Consider the following 14,763-nt stretch of genomic DNA (forward strand, 5'->3'; position numbering starts at 1 on the left):
ACATGGCAGACTTCGATTTCGCGCGCCTCGTCCGCAGCTACATGGCGGGGACCGAGCGCGACGCCGGGCTGACGCCCCCGGCCGACAAGCAGAGCCAGGCGCCGGGCGCGTACGACACCGGCTTCGGCACCGGCTCGAACCGCACCGAGGCCGGGTCGACCGGCCGCCTCGACCGGGACGCGACCGGCCCCGCCATGCGCGGGCAGCCGAACGCCTTCGCCTGGGCCGACCTAGACCAGTTCACCGTCAAGGCGCACCGGGAGGGCTTCGTCGATATGGGGACGGCGGCCGCCGGCGAGACCGTCACCCTCGACCCGAACCAAGCCTCGAACTTCTTCGTCAGGACCTCGGGCGCGCTGACCATCAAGTTCGCCGCGGCGGAGGCGGCCGCCTCGACCGACCCGTACGCGCCGGCGCAGACGTTCCTCTACGGCGTGAAGGTCTGGGTCCTCCGCACGGTGGGGGCCAAGGTCACGTGGCCGGCGGTGCTCTGGTCCGAGGACGTCGTCGACCCGGACGGCGACGGCACCCAGACCGACAGCCTGCTCGGCAACGCCACGAAGGCGACGTGGGACGTCCTCTCGTTCATCGTCGTCCCCGGCATCGCGACGTGGGGATTCCTCTCGTCGCGCTCCGGGACGCAGCAGTCGGGGTCGTGACGTGCACGTCCTCCAGTCCCTCATGACGAACCCGAGGCGGTCGCGGCTCCAGCCCGCCATCGGTTCGTACACGACCAAGTTCGACGCCTACGACGTCAACCACGACGCGGCTCGCGGGCGCCTTGAGTTCATCCGCCGCGGCGCCGGCGCGCCGGGCCTCGTGTCGTCCGGCCGTCTCGCGGCGGTCGAGACCTTCGCCTCGAACAGGTACACGACCCGGCGCTATCGCGTGACGAACCGCGGCATCACCGGCTCGCCGGTCGATACGTACGTCCGCCCCGCCACGCCGTCCGGCTTCACCGTCGGCGAAAGCCTGCCCGGCGGCGACATGGCGTTCTACCGGAGCCCGGCCCGGGGCGTGCTCGGGCTCCGGTTCGCCAACGGCCTTACCGGTGCCCTCGGCAGCGAAATCCAGATTCCCCAAGGGGGTGCGGGCAGGGCGGCGGAGTACCTGCTCGACGGCGACCACGTAGTGACCCTACCCGCCGTCGTCGCCGCCGACCCGGTCCGGACCGCCTTCGTGACCGACAACACCGGGCGGAGCTACGACACGTTCACGGCCGGCGACAACGCCGGTACCGCCGTCGCCCACATCGCCTCGTCGGAGGGCCTGGTCGCGCCCCTCGCCAACATCCCCTTCCAGTTGACGGGCGGGACCACGCTCGCGCGAGCCTTCAACCTGAGCGTCGGCCAGCCGATCTCGAACCAGTGGCTTCCCGGCGTCGCGCACCTGCCGGGGGCGCTTCGGGTCGCGGTCTACGGCTCCACCGTCGAGGTCGTCGACGACGGGCCGAATGGCCTGTCCGACAAATCCGCCGGCGGCCCGCCCAGTCCGCTCGGCTACCGCACGGTGCGCATCGCGCGCACCGACTTCGTCGGGGTTCTCAACATCCAGGGCGGCAGCGTGGGGCTGGAGATCCACGCCATCGCGGTCAACCGGAGGACCTACGACTACATCGCCTTCCTCGACGGCGACCCGACGCGATACACCAACCGTGTCGCACCCGCGGATTCCGGTTTCCATTCGACGGGCGTCAGCTTCGATGTCGCGCGCCCGGCCGCAGGCCTCTCGCCCTTAGCCTTGACGCGCACCGGCCTGTTCTCCGCCCGCACCGGGGGCGGGTATGCTTGGAGCGACGGCAACGTCGTCCAGGCCAGGACGCTGCCCTTCACCCTCAACCAATCGACAATCTTCGGGCTGCACGGCCTGGATGCGCTCGTGGCCCGAGCGTCATCGAGCGGCACGGGCTACATTAGCCTCGACCGCGGGGCGTCCTGGTCGACGGTGACGTTCTACGAGAACCAGACGGTCGGCGGGGCGCTGGCCGTGGTGAACGTGCCGCCGAGCCCGTTGGAGCCCCTGCTGCCCTAGCGGGGCAGGTGCTTCGCCAGCGCCTCGGGCGCCTTGGCCAGCACCGCGTCGCGGACGATGTCGTTGAACGGGAACCGCGGCCTATAGGTCGTCTCCTCGACGATGACGGCGAGGACCTGCAGGCGGTCGCGCCCGGGCAGCACCAGGGCCGCGGGCTTGCCGGGCGTGAGGCGCGCCCACCGGGCCCCGGCCGCTAGGGCCTCGGCGACGGCGTCGCGCGGGAGGTTGCCGTTCTCGTCGAGCGTCGCGTCACGCCCCGGGACGAGCGGTCCGTCACGTGTCGTCGCGTAGTCCCCGGCGTGACGTACGCCCCCGCGCACCTCCAGGCCCAGGTAGGCCGCCTGGCTCTCGCGCACGAACACCACCGTCGAGGGCTGCCCCCCGTCGCCACGGCGGTAGGCGAAGGCGTTGACGGTCCATTGGATGGGGTCGTCGAGGTAGACCTGGGTCGCCGCCATGAGGCGCAGCCTGGCGTAGGCGCCGAGATAGTCGGCGGCCTGCTGCAGGGCCGGGCGTAGGATGCCGCGGACATACTCGCGGGCCCGCCTGGAGAATGAGGCGCCGTCGAAGGCGAAGCGGATCTCGGTGGCCATCCCAGCAGCCTCGCGCGCAGGGCTGCACCGGCCAACACATGCCCGCCGCCGTGACGTTCGCGGCGGCCCCGTGACGTGCGCTCCGGGCCGCAGGGCGTGCCGTACGCCGAAGTAACGGGAGTGTCCTTGCAGGGAGATTTCGCCCTCTGGGGGCACGTTTTCCCCTTGGGCCCAGGGGTTCTTTTACCGAGACCACAGCCTTTCGGCCGGGGACTCTTGAGCCCGGATTCGCGAGCTGCGATCTCCAATGCACACGCCGCACCGAGGAGGCCCGTCATGAGCTATCACCGCACCGCCCACGACGTCGCCGGCGCATTCGACCGCGGCATGCAGGGCATGGCCATGAGCCTCGGCACCGTCCTCATCGAGCAGCGCATGGCGCGCCAGGCCGACCGCCAGGCCGCGAACGCCATCCGCGCCCAGACGGCGCGCCTCGTCTACGACCGCGTCTTCGCCGAGGAGTTGGCCGCCCATCGCGCCGAGGCCGCCCGCGCCGAGCAGGCCGAGCGCGCCGAGCGCTTCCGGATGCAGCGGGCTCTGGCGGCGTTGGCGGCCAAGCGCGCCCGGGGCTAACACGTATCGCGCTGCGCACGAATCGTGCGCACGCAGCAAGAGTCCAGGCCCGGCGGGCCGCCAGCGCAAATAAAGAAGGCCGCCCGGGATGGGGCGGCCTTCTTCGTTCCGGTGGGGGCTGCGGGCGTCAGGCGGCCCGGGGGCGTGGCGCCGGGACGGGCTCGTAGCCGTGCTCGCGCATCACCGCCGCGACCTCGTCGACCTTGGCCTGGATCAGGGCGCGGCCTTCGCGGACGGGGCCGGCCAGCGCGGCGAGGCGGGCCTTCTCGGCGTCCGTCCACTGCGCCGCCGTCGGCACCGGCGGCAGGCCCTTCAGCTTGCGTTCGCCGAGGAGGAACGCGCCGATGTGGCGGGCCTCGTAGGCGAGGAGCGCGGCCCGCTCCTCGATGTCGAGGCTGTCGAGGTAGGCCATGGCGCGCTCGTCGAGGACGCCCTTCGTCGGCTCGCCGCACGACACGAGATGGTTGCCGGCCGCGTAACCCCACTCCTCGCGGGGATCGACCTCGGCGACGTCGGCCTTCACGAGCTGGCGCGGACGGTTGAGCTCGGCCATCAGCTCCTCCTCGGCGAGCGCCTCCTCCTGCGGGGGCGTCGGCACGAGCGCGGCCGCGGCGCGCAGGACGAAGCGCGTGCCGTCCCAGACGAGGCGGGGGGCGCGGGCGAGGGCGGCGGCCACGGCCCGCATGACGGAAGCGAAGAACGAACGAACGGACATCGGTGTCTCCTTGACGTGTTGGGGATGCTGCTGGGGGCGGTCGAAATCGACTAGGCGGTGACGCCGAGGGCCACGGCCTCGGCGTATGTCGCGCGACGGACCCAGACGTGCCTGCCGCGGACGCGCTCGCAGTAGACGAGGGCGGGGCCGTCGCCGGTCGGGTAGGCCGTGCCCGCCTCCCAATCGTCGCCGGGCGCGGTCACGATTCGCTTGAGGCGGTCGGTCCATCCGGCGGCGAGGCATGCCGCGCGGTACCGGCGCTCCGGGGCGCCGGCCGGGTCGACGAGGTCCTCCGCCGCCTGCTCGGACACCGGCACCAACACGCCATCCCGGACGACGGCGTGGCCGCGGCGCGTGTCGACGACCGTGCCGTTGGACGGCACCGATTCGAGGAGCTCGACGCGACGGAGGCGTCCGAAAACGCCACCCTCCATCCTCACGGTCCATAGGCGTGTCTCTCTCATCGGCATGCTCCCGAAATCCGCTGACAGGGGTATCCTGCCACCCGTGCCGGAAAGTATCCAAGGGGCATGACCTGCGGCATGTTGAGCATTAAATGACACCATTAAACAGTTTAATGATACCACTTAATCGGCCGACTTGATTTTCTGAGATCAACCTCGAAAGAAGCTCTTGCATATATCGGGACGAGGCCTACCTTTATCCGCGTACAGCAGGATTTGGGGGTGGCGGGTGGCACGGGCACTTCGAGAGACTGACGTCGTCTCGCGTCTGCGGGCGGCGTGTAAAGAAGCCGGGGGCCAGGCTCGCTGGGCTTCCGCCGCTGGCGTCACGCCCCAGTACGTGTCCGATGTGCTGCTCGGACGGCGCGCTCCCGGCGACGCCGTCCTGAGGCCGCTCGGCCTGGAGCGAGACGTGCGCTACGTCGCCCGCCGTCCGGTCGAGGTCGCGATCTACGACGAGCACGGTGTCACGCTTCTGACGGCTGAGATGCTCTGATGCCCCGCCCTGTCCGCACCCGCGCGACCCTCGACGATGTCGGCACGGTCGCCGTCTCCGATCTCGACGCCGCTTGCTACGTCCGCCCGTCCGTCGAGACCGTCGCCCGTCTCTGGGATTCGCACGGCTGGGAAGCCTGCACGGAGCGCTGGTCCTGGCTCGGGCGGTGGGCCCTTGAAAGGATGGCGTCCGACGGGCGCCGCGTCATGCGCGCCAAGGCCGGCGAGGTCCCCGTCCGCAACGCCCGCCGCAAGACGACTGTCGAGCAGGAGAACGAGATCTGCGCCCTCGCCATGCGCGAGGGCGTCCACCGCGCTTCCCTGGCGCACGGCCTCCGGTCGACGCAGGTCTACACGCTCCTGCGCGAGCGCGGCGTCACGGAGATGCCCCGGCTATCCGCCGAGGAGCGCCTCCGCCAGCGCGCGGCGGGGATGGCCAAGGCCCGCGCGGCGAGGGCCGCGGCATGACCCGGCGCGCCTCCGACGACTTCGACTTCGATTCCCGCCAGCGTTCCACCGAGCAGGCGCACGAGGACGATCTGCACGCGGCGACGACTTTCGTCTGCCAGGGATGCGCCGAGGAGCATGACGTGGAAGACCGCGTCGTCCTGGGGGCGCACCCCGAGATGCCGACGCTGTGCTGGGTCTGCGCCACCTATCCCGGCGTCGGCGGGAGGAGCTACCCGTGACCGCCGTCCAGCCCCGCGGGGTTTTCGTCGACGCTCTCTGGCGTCTCGATCTCGTCGAGACCAAGCGCCGCCTCGCCCTCGTCCGGGCCGCCTGCCGGGCCGCTTCCATCGAGGCCGGCGGGGACAAGGAACTCGATGCCGCGCTCGCTCGCGTCGACGCCGATCTTCTCTACGCCGCGCAGCGCGCCGTGGAGACGCTCGCGACGGAGCTCGCGCTGCACGAGCGCGACCGCGGCCCGCCGCCGGACACCCCGGCTGCGGAGCCGACGCCACCGCCGGTTCGCTACGCCCGCCTTCCACGCCTCACTCCCAGGACCTCGCCATGATCAGCACCAACAGCGTCCGCACTACGGTCGAGTTTCCCGAAGTCCCGGTCCGCGTCATCCCCGCCGACGGCATCCCCATCGGAGAGGGGGCGCTCATGTGGGCCATGGTCAACGTCGCGCGGCCCCAGGGCACCGTCATCGGGGTGCGCGTCTTCGCCTACGCCAGCGAGATTCCGCATTTGGATCTCTCGACGCTCAGGCACCGCGGTCGGGAGACGACGGTGTCGGAGTGGGCGCCTGTCACCGCCGGACGGCCCCGCATCGGGCCCACGCTCCGCGCGGCTCTGCTCGACGGACCGGAGACCGTCGAGGTCACGGAGCACGGGCCGATCTACCGCCAAGTCGCCTGACACCACCCCACCAGGAGCCTCCGCATGTCCCATCTTCGCCTCGTCTCCGATTCCGCCCCGCCGGCGCCCGAGCCCGCCATGCCGCGCCCGTACGCGCCTCCGCCGGTGCAGCGCGAGCTCCCCGTCCCGACGTCCGCGTTCGGGGCGCACGAATCCCGGCTCGCGCCGAGGAAGAACGACGACCGCGTCCCGGTCCCGCCCGGCGGCCGCGCCCATGTCACGTGCAGCATGGACGACCTGGATTTCGAGCAGGGCGTCATCATCGCCCTGGAGCGCCTCGCGCAGGGGCGCGAGCTCCGTGACGGCCTCGGCAAGCCGGTCGTCGCCCATGAAGTCGAGCGCTACGCAGGCCTCCGCGCCGCGGGGCTCGCGGGCCTGCAGGCGCGGATTCGGCCCCATCTCCGCATGGACCATCCCTGGCAGGGGCAGGCCGCCGAGCTCATGGAGCGCCTGGCCTCCGAGGAGAGGCACTGGTGGACGGTCTCCGGCCGGCGCCGGACCTGACGCTCCCCCGTCGACGCGCCCGGCGGCAGGGGCGCCGATTCCCCCGCAACCCCGGTTTCCGCGAGCGGACCATGGACTACATCGACGAACTCCGCGACGGCGCGGCCGAGCACTTCCGTGAGTGGCTGGCGGCCCTATCCGCCGAGGACGGCTACGCCCGCGCCGCGGCATGGGGCCTGCGCCTGCAACTGGAGGGACTGACGCCGGCGGAGGCCCTGGTGCGCGTGGCCGAGGGGATGGAGCGGCATGCCGGCCCGCACCGCGTCCTCTACGCCGCGTCGGTGGCGGGCGGCGCCTACGACGACCCCGACGCCATCGAGAGCATGATGGAGACCGTCGAGGCCATCCTGTCCGACCGGGTGCTGTCCGAGGCCGAGCGCGAGGAGACACGCCGTTCCCGCATCGTGGCCCGCATCCGCCTCGGGTCCTACGACGAGGTCGATATCGAATGGCTGGAGGTCCGCGCCGCCGCCATGACGGACGCCGAGATGCTGAAGATGGACCCCTTCGATGGAGAGGAGATCACGGAGCTCTCGCGCCGCGTCGTCACCTGCGGCACCGCCGTGAGGGACCATTGGACGAGGCGCGTCATCGAGCCGGGGGAGCGGCACCTGGTCCTGCGGGAGGCCCTGCAGGGCCGCGAGCACGAGACGCGGCACAGCGAGCTCTCGGCCTATCTCCACGTGGTCGCCGGGGACGGCGGGGCGGCGGAGTTCCTTGACGTCTACGACGAGCACGTGGCGCTGGCGAGTTAACCAGTCGTTAACCGCGTTCAAGCACCGGACGGTCGCCGGACCGCTCAAGACTTGCGGGGCGGCGCCGTTTTGAGGCATCTAGTGGTCCGGCGTCAACGGTAACCACGACGTCAAGATCGACTCGACTGTCTAGGCCGCTTGGCCCTTCTTCCTACGCATGGGGCAAACAGCCTCGCGTGGGAGTTTTTGCATGTCGGAGTATGGACTGCGCCGGGAGCGCTACCCGGTCGGGGACTACGTCTGGGAGCACGTGACGGAGGCGGAGCGCGAGCGTCTCCGCGAATTCACGGCTCTCACTGCCGAGGAACACCGCTACGACCCGGTCTACTGCGCCCTCGGCAATGCCGGCATCGGTCGCCCGATGGGTGAGGACGAGCCGGTCGAGGACTGGCACGTCAAGAGCCTGATGGAGAGCATGGCCTACGCCCGCCTCCTCGACGTGCCGACGGACGAGGGAGAATGGCGTCACATCCTCGCGCTAGCGACGGACTCGGACGAGAGCGCAGCCCACCTCGCGCGGCTCTTCGAGGAGGCCAGCGGGATCGACGACGAGGAGGCCTTCGACGAGGACGAGCGGTCCGACTTCATCGCCGAGTGGACGCGACAGTGCGAGCGGCTACGCGCGCTCGGCCGTCTCGGCGCGTTCGAGGAGCCGGCCCTCCCGGCGCGCCCTGCGCTTGAACGGTGGGCCGCGGAGGGCGGGCCGATCCCTGTGGACAACGGGGGCGAGCAGCTAGAACTGGGCATCGACGGCAAGTAAGTTTTGACGACCGAGCTCCGGCTCGGATGAACCTCGGTGCGCCCGATCATCTGACTGTGCTTCTCTGCCGTGCCCATGGCACGGATTAACCTGAGCATGGAGTTGGCAATACGCACCTCTATGCCCCGTGCCTCTGAGCACGGATACATATAGGGCTCTGCAGGGCCCGATTACTCTCCGTGACGGCCACACACGGGTCAACGTGGCCACAAACGCGCTGCCCGCCGGGAGGCCCTGCGGCGCGGTCGAAACCGAACCGCAGGTGCACGAGGCGGGGCTAGTCGTCCCCGCCCTCCGCCTCCATGGCGCGCCCGAGCCGGATCTCCTCCGGCACGTCGGGCGTCGCCGCCATGCGCTCCCTGATCTCCTCCAGGCTGGCCGGCCGGTAGCCCCACCGGTCGACGCCGACGTCGCAGCTTTGCGCCGTGTCGGGCAGGAGCCCGTGCGTGTGCCCATAGAGATGAAGCGCGCCCCGGAACGCCCCCGGCCAGGCCCGCATGCCGTAGTGGCAGAGGATCAGCCGCTGCCCCTCGACGACGACCGACGCGATGTCGTCCTGGGATTCCCACGCCAATTCGAGAACCCGCTTCCGGTCGTGGTTCCCCCGGACTAGCCGCTTGCGCCCCCGCAGGCGCCGAAACAGGTCTGCGCACCGCTCCGAGCTGGCGCCCAGCGCAAAGTCGCCGAGGTGCCAGACGGTGTCGCACGGACCGACGACGGCGTTCCACGCGGCCACCAGGGCGGCGTCGTGCTCCTCGATGTCGGTGAAGGGGCGCTGGCACATGCCGAGGACGCCGCGGTGGCCGAAGTGAGTGTCGGCGGTGAAGAAGGTTCGGTTGGTCATGAAGGCGGCCTCCGTAGCAGGGGCTGCCGCCGCGCGGTTACGCCCCGGGATGGGTCTCTGGTCGGGTGGGGCGCGCTATTCGTTTCACGGTGACCTCGCGGGTGACGGGCCAGGGATCGCAGCTCCAGATTCCCCCGGTCAAGCGGGGTCGTCGGGCACGGTTAACGGAAACCCTGGGCGGTCGGGGGCCCTGCGGCCCCCGAGCTCTGCGAACCGCGCCCGGCACCAGGGCAGATATTTTCCCGGGCGCCTGACGTGCCACGGAGCCGGCCACCGGCACCGGACGAGGGCGGCGAGGACGTCCTCCGGGGTCGCCCGGGGCCCGAGGCGCGCAGTCAGACGCTCGACGCAGTAGTCCCCCCGGCGCCCCGGGCACCAGGGGCAGACCAGGCGCACGCGCCGGTAGGGGAACTCGCCCAGCGTCCGCGGTATCCGCATCGCTTCCCCTCCGTTGAACCGCCTCGCTCGTTCCCTATCTGTTCTTAATGGGGAGACGGTCAATGCCAAGCCTAGACGACATCGTGGCCGCGGCCGCCGGCGAGGAGCGGGACGCCTTCCGGCGGGCGATGGCGGAGGACCTGGAGACGGCCCGACGCAGTAGGGGAGGGAGGGGATTCCTCCCGGCCGAGCGCCCGGCCGACCTGGCGAGGACGCTCGGCCGGGACCGGCGCGAACGCCGGCTGCGGCGGCTGGCCGGTTAGGCCGCGATCTTCCGGGGGCGGCCGGGGTTGCGCTTGGCAGGCTTCCGCTTCGGGCGCGGCCGCGGCGCCGGCAGCGGCTGCAGGGCGAGCTCGGCCCGCTCCCGCTCGACCGCCTCCAGGACCGCGGCGCACCAGAGCGCCATGCCCTCGGCCTTTAGCGCGATCCGCTGCGCCGTGTCGTAGTGCAGCCGCGTCACGGAAGCCGTCTGTTCCCGCAGGTCCTTCGCGCCGGCGATCTCGTGGTCGAGGATGGCCGAGGCCGCGCCGCCCAGCCTCCGGTCGACGAGGAACTCCGTGATCGACCGCCGCACATCATGGAGGGTCCACTTGCGGATGCCGTGCTCGGTCAGGAGGTCCGGGAGGGGTACCTCTGGCGAGACCCGCTTCGGATCGGGCTTCCGCTTGTGGCGCTTACCAGCGAGGCGGAAGAGGAGCTGGTTCATCGACCCGGCGCTCGCATGGCCCGCGCCCCGCTTCGGCGGGAAGAGCCACTGGTTCGACTTGGCGCGGGCCGGCGCGAGCAACCCTTCGAGCTCCCGCCAAGCCGCGGGGGGCAGTGGCAGGACGTGCTGACGCCGCGACTTCATCTGGGGGCCTTGCCACGTCACCGCGAACCAATTGTCCCCCGGGACGCCGGTGTCCTGCGAGATGTTGCCGACCTGCGAGAGCTCTGTCTTGGCGACCTGGCCCGTGCGCTGGCCCGTCAGGACCGTGAACCAGAGCAACCCCAGCGTGCCGGCCGACGTCCCGTGTTCCGTCTGCCCGAGGGAGCGGTGCCGTTCGGCGAGGGCGAGCGTGCGGGCAAGTTCCGTGAGCGTCGGCGTGTGCTTACGCTTGCCCGACTGGTACTCGACGCTCCACTGCTCGCGCCACATCGGCCACTTCTCCTCGGCCCTGGCCAAGCCGCTCTTGCCGCTGTGCGTCCGCCAGGCCCAATCGAAGGCGTCCTTGGCCTGGTTCACGCACCGGGCGGCGGTCGACAGGGAATAGTTGGCGATGATTTCGTCCCGGATTTCCTGCAGCCTCGCGACCGTGACGCTGAAGAGCGGCATGCCCACCAGGCATTCGTAGCCTGGGTGCCGCAGATACTTGGCATACTTGGGTAGATAGCTTGCCTCGACCTTGGTAGCCTTGTAGTCGAGGAACTCCTCGATCAGGTCCTCCCATAGCCAGGGGCCGTTCCGGCGCCGGATCATGCTCGGCACCGGCGGCGGTTCCGAGCGGTCCGGGAAGGCGACGTCGCCGACGGCGTTGAGGTCGCCGCCGGTCCGCTGCAGGATGCTATGGAAGACGGCCATCTCGGCCTTCATGTTCTCGCCCTGCCGCAGGCCCACCTTCGCCTTCTCGGCGGCGAACCGCGCCTGGGCGACGTCGAGCGTGTGGTAGGCGCCGAGCTTCACCGTGTCGGTCCGCGTGCGCAGGTACCAGGTCAGCGCCTGAGGCGTGAGGCGCAGCGTCAGCCCGCGCTCCTCGGTGTCGCCCCATTCCATGCCCCGGCCGGGGACCTCGCCCCTGAGCAGCAGCCGCTCGGCCCTGTTCACGTGGGTCATCGTGATCTTCACCGTCTCGCGCGTGTACCCCTGCTTCGCCTTCTTCGTCGCCGCGCACGCCGCCATGCCCGTCCCCCGCGATACAACATCGATACAACGCGGGTCCCGAGAGCCCCCGCAAGCCCGACGTAGGCCGGTAAGCGGGAAAACCTCAATGGATTCAATGGGTGGTTAACGACTGATGGCCGCGCGCCGGCGTGGGCGCTAGGTGGTCAACAAGCCTTCCAAGCTGAATACGAGGGTTCGATTCCCTTCACCCGCTCCAGCCTTTCGGGCCCATGCCGCCCGGGTTTGGATTGCCCCGCCCTCTGCACGCTGTGCCGTTCAGGTCAGGTCCCGGTCCGTCGCGCCCGACATCGAAGCTGCAGGGTCGCCATGGCGCGACGTCGAGACATCGGACCGACTCGGAGCGCCGACAGGAACACCCTGCCGCGACAGAGCGACGAGAGCCGCCGGGTCCCGGCGCCTGCGCGCCCGCGGTGATACCGGCGACGGCAGCATCGGCAGGCAACGTTTCCGTGAGCGCTGGAACGGATCGAGCCCTCGCCCGTCATCCGGGCAGACCGGGCCCGTGCGATCCACGGCCCACACCCCTTATCCGGATCAACCGTCATGCTGCTCCATGAAATCACGGACGCCCTCGGCGTCGGTGGGCTGTTTCGCGACGTGCTGAAGCCGTTCGACACGTACATGTCGAACGGCGAGTGCGAGGCGGGCCATGCGGCGGCCCGCGTCGAGACCGGGCCTGGCGCGGCGGCGTTGCGCGAGAGCGTCATTCGACGCGAGACCGTCCGCCGCATACCGGAGACCGTCTCGGCCCGCGGGTGAGGGCAGGGAAGTCGGGGCGACCGAGAGGTCGCCCCGACGGTCTCGCCGTCCGGTGGCGGTGACGGCCTCGGTGGACCGCCGGGCGGCACCGCGCCTCGTCAGGCGAACTTGATCCAGTCCTTGCCGAGGGCGTCGAGGTGGACGCCGAGCAGGTCGACGGTCTCGTTCTGCATGTGCAGCGTGGTGCCGGCCGCGCCGTCGGTCAGGATGACCTGCGCGGGGGCGTAGCCCTTGAGGAGCAGCATGTCCTCGCCGAAGCGGAAGTCGTCGATCCGGTCGTGGCCGCCCTGGCCCGCCGTGAACGCGAACGTGTCCTTGCCGGCGCCGCCGACGAGGGTGTCGTCCCCGGCTCCGCCGTCGAGGCGGTTGTCGCCGTCGTTGCCGACGAGGAGGTTGGCGAGCTCGTTGCCGGTCCCGTTGAGCTTGCCGGCTCCGGTCAGGACCAGGTTCTCGAGGTTGGCGCCGAGGCTGTAGCTCGTCGAGGCCCGGACGGTATCAATGCCCTCGCCGGTGAGTTCGACGATCGTGTCGCGGGCGATGTCGACGACGTAGGTGTCGTTCCCGGCGCCGCCGCTCATCGCGTCGGCGTTGCTGCCGCCGTCGAGCCAGTCGTCGCCGTCGCCGCCGATCAGGGTGTCGGCGCTCGCCCCGCCCTCCAGCGTGTCGTTGCCGATCCCGCCGACGAGCGTGTCGCTGCCGGTTCCGCCCGACAGGCTGTCGTCGCCGGCTCCCCCGTCGAGGGAATCGTTGCCCGCACCACCCGACAGGACGTCGTTGCCGCCCTCGCCGAACAGGGTGTCGCGGCCGGCGCCGCCCAGGATCGTATCGGCCCCGGCCGCCCCGTGGATCACGTCGCGTCCGGCCCCCCCGTCGAGGGTATCGTCGCCGTCCGTACCGGTCAGGAGGTCGCCGCCATCGCCCGGCCTGCCCGCCGTCGGGGCCGGCGCGGGCTCGGGGGCGGGCGGCACCGGGATCGGGGCGGGCTCGCTCGGAGTCGGCGCGGGCGTGACGGCCGGAGACGGCTCCGGCGCGGGAGCGGGAACCGGCGCCGGGGCCCCGGTGGCGGGGGCGGCTCCGTCGAGCCGGCCGACCCCGGCCTGGGCCAGGGCCTCGCCCTTCACGGCGGCGGCCGCGTCGAGGCCGTAGGCGTAGGGCACGCTGTAGGAGGCCGTCGAGCGACCGTCCTGGGCGCTCGCCTCGCCCGCACCGGTCTGGCTCCAGGTCACACCGCTCATCACGTTGCCGCGCAGGTCCCAGTAGCCCGGCGCCGTGCTGTCGAGGCTCACGATCGGGTCGCGGACGTTCTCGAACACGTTGTTCTCGATCAGCCCGACCGCCCCCATCCGCAGGTTGATGGCCGAGGCGCTGATATCCTTGAAGTAGTTGTCGTAGATGTGGACGTGGCCGTCGCGCACGCTCGGCGTGCGCGAGCCGAGATTCTCGAACACGTTGTGATCGTAGGTCACGAAGCGGGCGCCGGTATCCTCGTCGGCATAGCCGACCAGCGACGCCTTGTGGTGATCATGGATGTAATTGTTCGAGACCGTGATGTACTCAGCGCCACGCTTGATGTCGAGCAGGCCGTCGTAATAATCCTTGTCGACCGCCATCGAGCTGTAGAGCTCGTTGTGGTCGATCATGATGTTGCGCGACGGCCCCTCGATCCCGATCGCGTCCTTCGGGCCGGTGGCGACGTTGTGGATCTTGAGGTTCTGGATGATGAGGTTCGACGAGCCGCCGCTGATGCGGATGCCGATGCCGTCGAACTCGGCGCCGGACCCGCCGCCGATCACCGAGATGTTGTTGCGGCCGGCGATCGAGATGGCGTCGACGCCGCTGTTGGCAGGCGTGATCTTGCCGTCGACCACGATGGTCAGGGGGCCGGACGTCGCCGAAACGCCGTCGATCGCCTTCTGGAGTTCGGCCCCGGTCGAGACGTGGACGGTGGGACCGCCGCTGCCGCCGGAGGTGCCGCCGTTCATCGCCGCGAAGCCGTGCGCGAGGTTCTGTGCCATAGAGAGACCTGTCTGAGGGGATGTGGCGCGTCCCGGGTGGAAGCCGGCCATCGGCGGCCGACCTCGCGGAACGCGAGCCGTGATCGTGGATGGGGTGGTGGTCGTCCGGGGGGAGCCCGCGCGGTCGCGCTCCCGCGGCACGGGCGCTCCGCCGGCGTGCCGGGTCGGCCCCGTTCGGGTTCCGGATCAGGTGAGACGAGGCCGGCCGGGGGCCGGATCCTAGCGGGACGCGGCCGGCCCCGGGGGCCGGCACCCGGTCAGCAGACGGGCCCCGGTACCGGAGGCGGACGGCCTGCCGGCGTCGCAAGGTCCTGGCTCCGACGATCCCGCCGGGACGGCACGCGTCCGCCGGTCGGGGATCGCCTCCCTTCTCGGTTGCTCACTTCGGGTTCGCCTTCGCGCAATCGCCCGCCGAACTGCGCAGCGTCGTGCAGTCGGGCGGACAGGAGGATCAAGCATTCGCGCCCGGTCCGGACGCCGAACAAGGTGATCCTACCGCAGTGAGGCAGAAATAAGAGTGAATAAATCCGGCGCACAGCCAAGATCGATTTACTGTCGCTTTCAAGCGAC

The 14,763-nt window shown here is 70.8% G+C and carries 19 protein-coding genes; 13 read left to right on the plus strand and 6 right to left on the minus strand.

Features of this window, described 5'->3' with window-relative positions; translation table 11 throughout:
- The first annotated feature begins 2 nt into the window (after positions 1-2).
- Entirely contained in the window at positions 3-659 is a 657-nt protein-coding gene (locus miv_RS10450) for a hypothetical protein (protein WP_207182622.1), read from the plus strand.
- Positions 660-681: 22 nt separating this feature from the next.
- Complete coding sequence (locus miv_RS10455) at positions 682-2,031, plus strand: hypothetical protein (protein WP_207182624.1); 1,350 nt, start codon at positions 682-684, stop codon at positions 2,029-2,031.
- Here miv_RS10455 and miv_RS10460 read toward each other — a convergent pair.
- Positions 2,028-2,624, minus strand: coding sequence for a hypothetical protein (locus miv_RS10460; protein WP_207182626.1), 597 nt, complete (start codon positions 2,622-2,624; stop codon positions 2,028-2,030). The genes miv_RS10455 and miv_RS10460 overlap by 4 nt on opposite strands.
- A 276-nt stretch (positions 2,625-2,900) precedes the next feature.
- Here miv_RS10460 and miv_RS10465 point away from each other — a divergent pair, with 276 nt between their 5' ends.
- Complete coding sequence (locus tag miv_RS10465) at positions 2,901-3,197, plus strand: hypothetical protein (protein WP_207182628.1); 297 nt, start codon at positions 2,901-2,903, stop codon at positions 3,195-3,197.
- Positions 3,198-3,324: 127 nt separating this feature from the next.
- Here the strand turns inward: miv_RS10465 and miv_RS10470 are convergent, their stop codons facing one another.
- Together miv_RS10470 and miv_RS10475 are read right to left on the minus strand one after the other, a co-directional pair.
- Positions 3,325-3,912, minus strand: a complete 588-nt coding sequence (locus miv_RS10470) for a hypothetical protein (protein ID WP_207182630.1) — start codon at positions 3,910-3,912, stop codon at positions 3,325-3,327.
- 50 nt (positions 3,913-3,962) lie between these two features.
- Positions 3,963-4,346 (minus strand): hypothetical protein, encoded by a 384-nt coding sequence (locus miv_RS10475; RefSeq protein ID WP_207182632.1) that lies wholly within the window; start codon positions 4,344-4,346, stop codon positions 3,963-3,965.
- A 370-nt stretch (positions 4,347-4,716) separates the two neighbouring features.
- Here miv_RS10475 and miv_RS33235 point away from each other — a divergent pair, with 370 nt between their 5' ends.
- From miv_RS33235 to miv_RS10515, 8 genes are all read left to right on the plus strand, one after another.
- Positions 4,717-4,872, plus strand: a complete 156-nt coding sequence (locus tag miv_RS33235; protein ID WP_244537658.1) for a hypothetical protein — start codon at positions 4,717-4,719, stop codon at positions 4,870-4,872.
- Positions 4,872-5,339: a hypothetical protein gene (locus miv_RS10485; protein WP_207182634.1), complete on the plus strand. Its 468-nt coding sequence runs from the start codon at positions 4,872-4,874 to the stop codon at positions 5,337-5,339. Before miv_RS33235 ends, miv_RS10485 begins: the two co-directional genes overlap by 1 nt.
- Positions 5,336-5,560 carry a hypothetical protein gene (locus miv_RS10490; RefSeq protein WP_207182636.1) on the plus strand — a complete coding sequence of 75 codons (225 nt, stop codon included), beginning with the start codon at positions 5,336-5,338 and terminating at the stop codon, positions 5,558-5,560. The genes miv_RS10485 and miv_RS10490 overlap by 4 nt, the downstream gene beginning before the upstream one ends.
- Complete coding sequence (locus tag miv_RS10495; RefSeq protein ID WP_207182637.1) at positions 5,557-5,886, plus strand: hypothetical protein; 330 nt, start codon at positions 5,557-5,559, stop codon at positions 5,884-5,886. Before miv_RS10490 ends, miv_RS10495 begins: the two co-directional genes overlap by 4 nt.
- Entirely contained in the window at positions 5,883-6,236 is a 354-nt protein-coding gene (locus miv_RS10500) for a hypothetical protein (RefSeq protein WP_207182638.1), read from the plus strand. The genes miv_RS10495 and miv_RS10500 overlap by 4 nt, the downstream gene beginning before the upstream one ends.
- A 24-nt stretch (positions 6,237-6,260) precedes the next feature.
- Complete coding sequence (locus tag miv_RS10505; RefSeq protein ID WP_207182639.1) at positions 6,261-6,740, plus strand: hypothetical protein; 480 nt, start codon at positions 6,261-6,263, stop codon at positions 6,738-6,740.
- Between the two features lie 71 nt (positions 6,741-6,811).
- Positions 6,812-7,495, plus strand: a complete 684-nt coding sequence (locus miv_RS10510; protein WP_207182640.1) for a hypothetical protein — start codon at positions 6,812-6,814, stop codon at positions 7,493-7,495.
- 190 nt (positions 7,496-7,685) lie between these two features.
- Entirely contained in the window at positions 7,686-8,255 is a 570-nt protein-coding gene (locus miv_RS10515; protein ID WP_207182641.1) for a hypothetical protein, read from the plus strand.
- A 277-nt stretch (positions 8,256-8,532) separates the two neighbouring features.
- Here miv_RS10515 and miv_RS10520 read toward each other — a convergent pair whose 3' ends face one another.
- Positions 8,533-9,099, minus strand: coding sequence for a metallophosphoesterase family protein (locus miv_RS10520; protein WP_207182642.1), 567 nt, complete (start codon positions 9,097-9,099; stop codon positions 8,533-8,535).
- A gap of 500 nt (positions 9,100-9,599) precedes the next feature.
- Here miv_RS10520 and miv_RS10525 point away from each other — a divergent pair, with 500 nt between their 5' ends.
- Positions 9,600-9,800: a hypothetical protein gene (locus tag miv_RS10525; protein ID WP_207182644.1), complete on the plus strand. Its 201-nt coding sequence runs from the start codon at positions 9,600-9,602 to the stop codon at positions 9,798-9,800.
- Here the strand turns inward: miv_RS10525 and miv_RS10530 are convergent.
- Positions 9,797-11,416 (minus strand): integrase arm-type DNA-binding domain-containing protein, encoded by a 1,620-nt coding sequence (locus tag miv_RS10530; RefSeq protein WP_207182645.1) that lies wholly within the window; start codon positions 11,414-11,416, stop codon positions 9,797-9,799. The two genes, miv_RS10525 and miv_RS10530, sit on opposite strands and share 4 nt — an antisense overlap.
- Positions 11,417-11,962: 546 nt before the next feature.
- On the opposite strand from miv_RS10530, the gene miv_RS10535 reads away from it, so the two are divergent.
- On the plus strand, positions 11,963-12,178 hold the full coding sequence (locus miv_RS10535) for a hypothetical protein (protein WP_048429486.1): 216 nt from the start codon (positions 11,963-11,965) through the stop codon (positions 12,176-12,178).
- 98 nt (positions 12,179-12,276) lie between these two features.
- Here the strand turns inward: miv_RS10535 and miv_RS33710 are convergent, their stop codons facing one another.
- Entirely contained in the window at positions 12,277-14,193 is a 1,917-nt protein-coding gene (locus miv_RS33710) for a pectate lyase family protein (protein WP_207182646.1), read from the minus strand.
- Between the last annotated feature and the right edge of the window lie 570 nt (positions 14,194-14,763).

It is taken from the genome of Methylobacterium indicum, from assembly GCF_017347565.1.
Classification (GTDB): Bacteria; Pseudomonadota; Alphaproteobacteria; order Rhizobiales; family Beijerinckiaceae; genus Methylobacterium; species Methylobacterium indicum.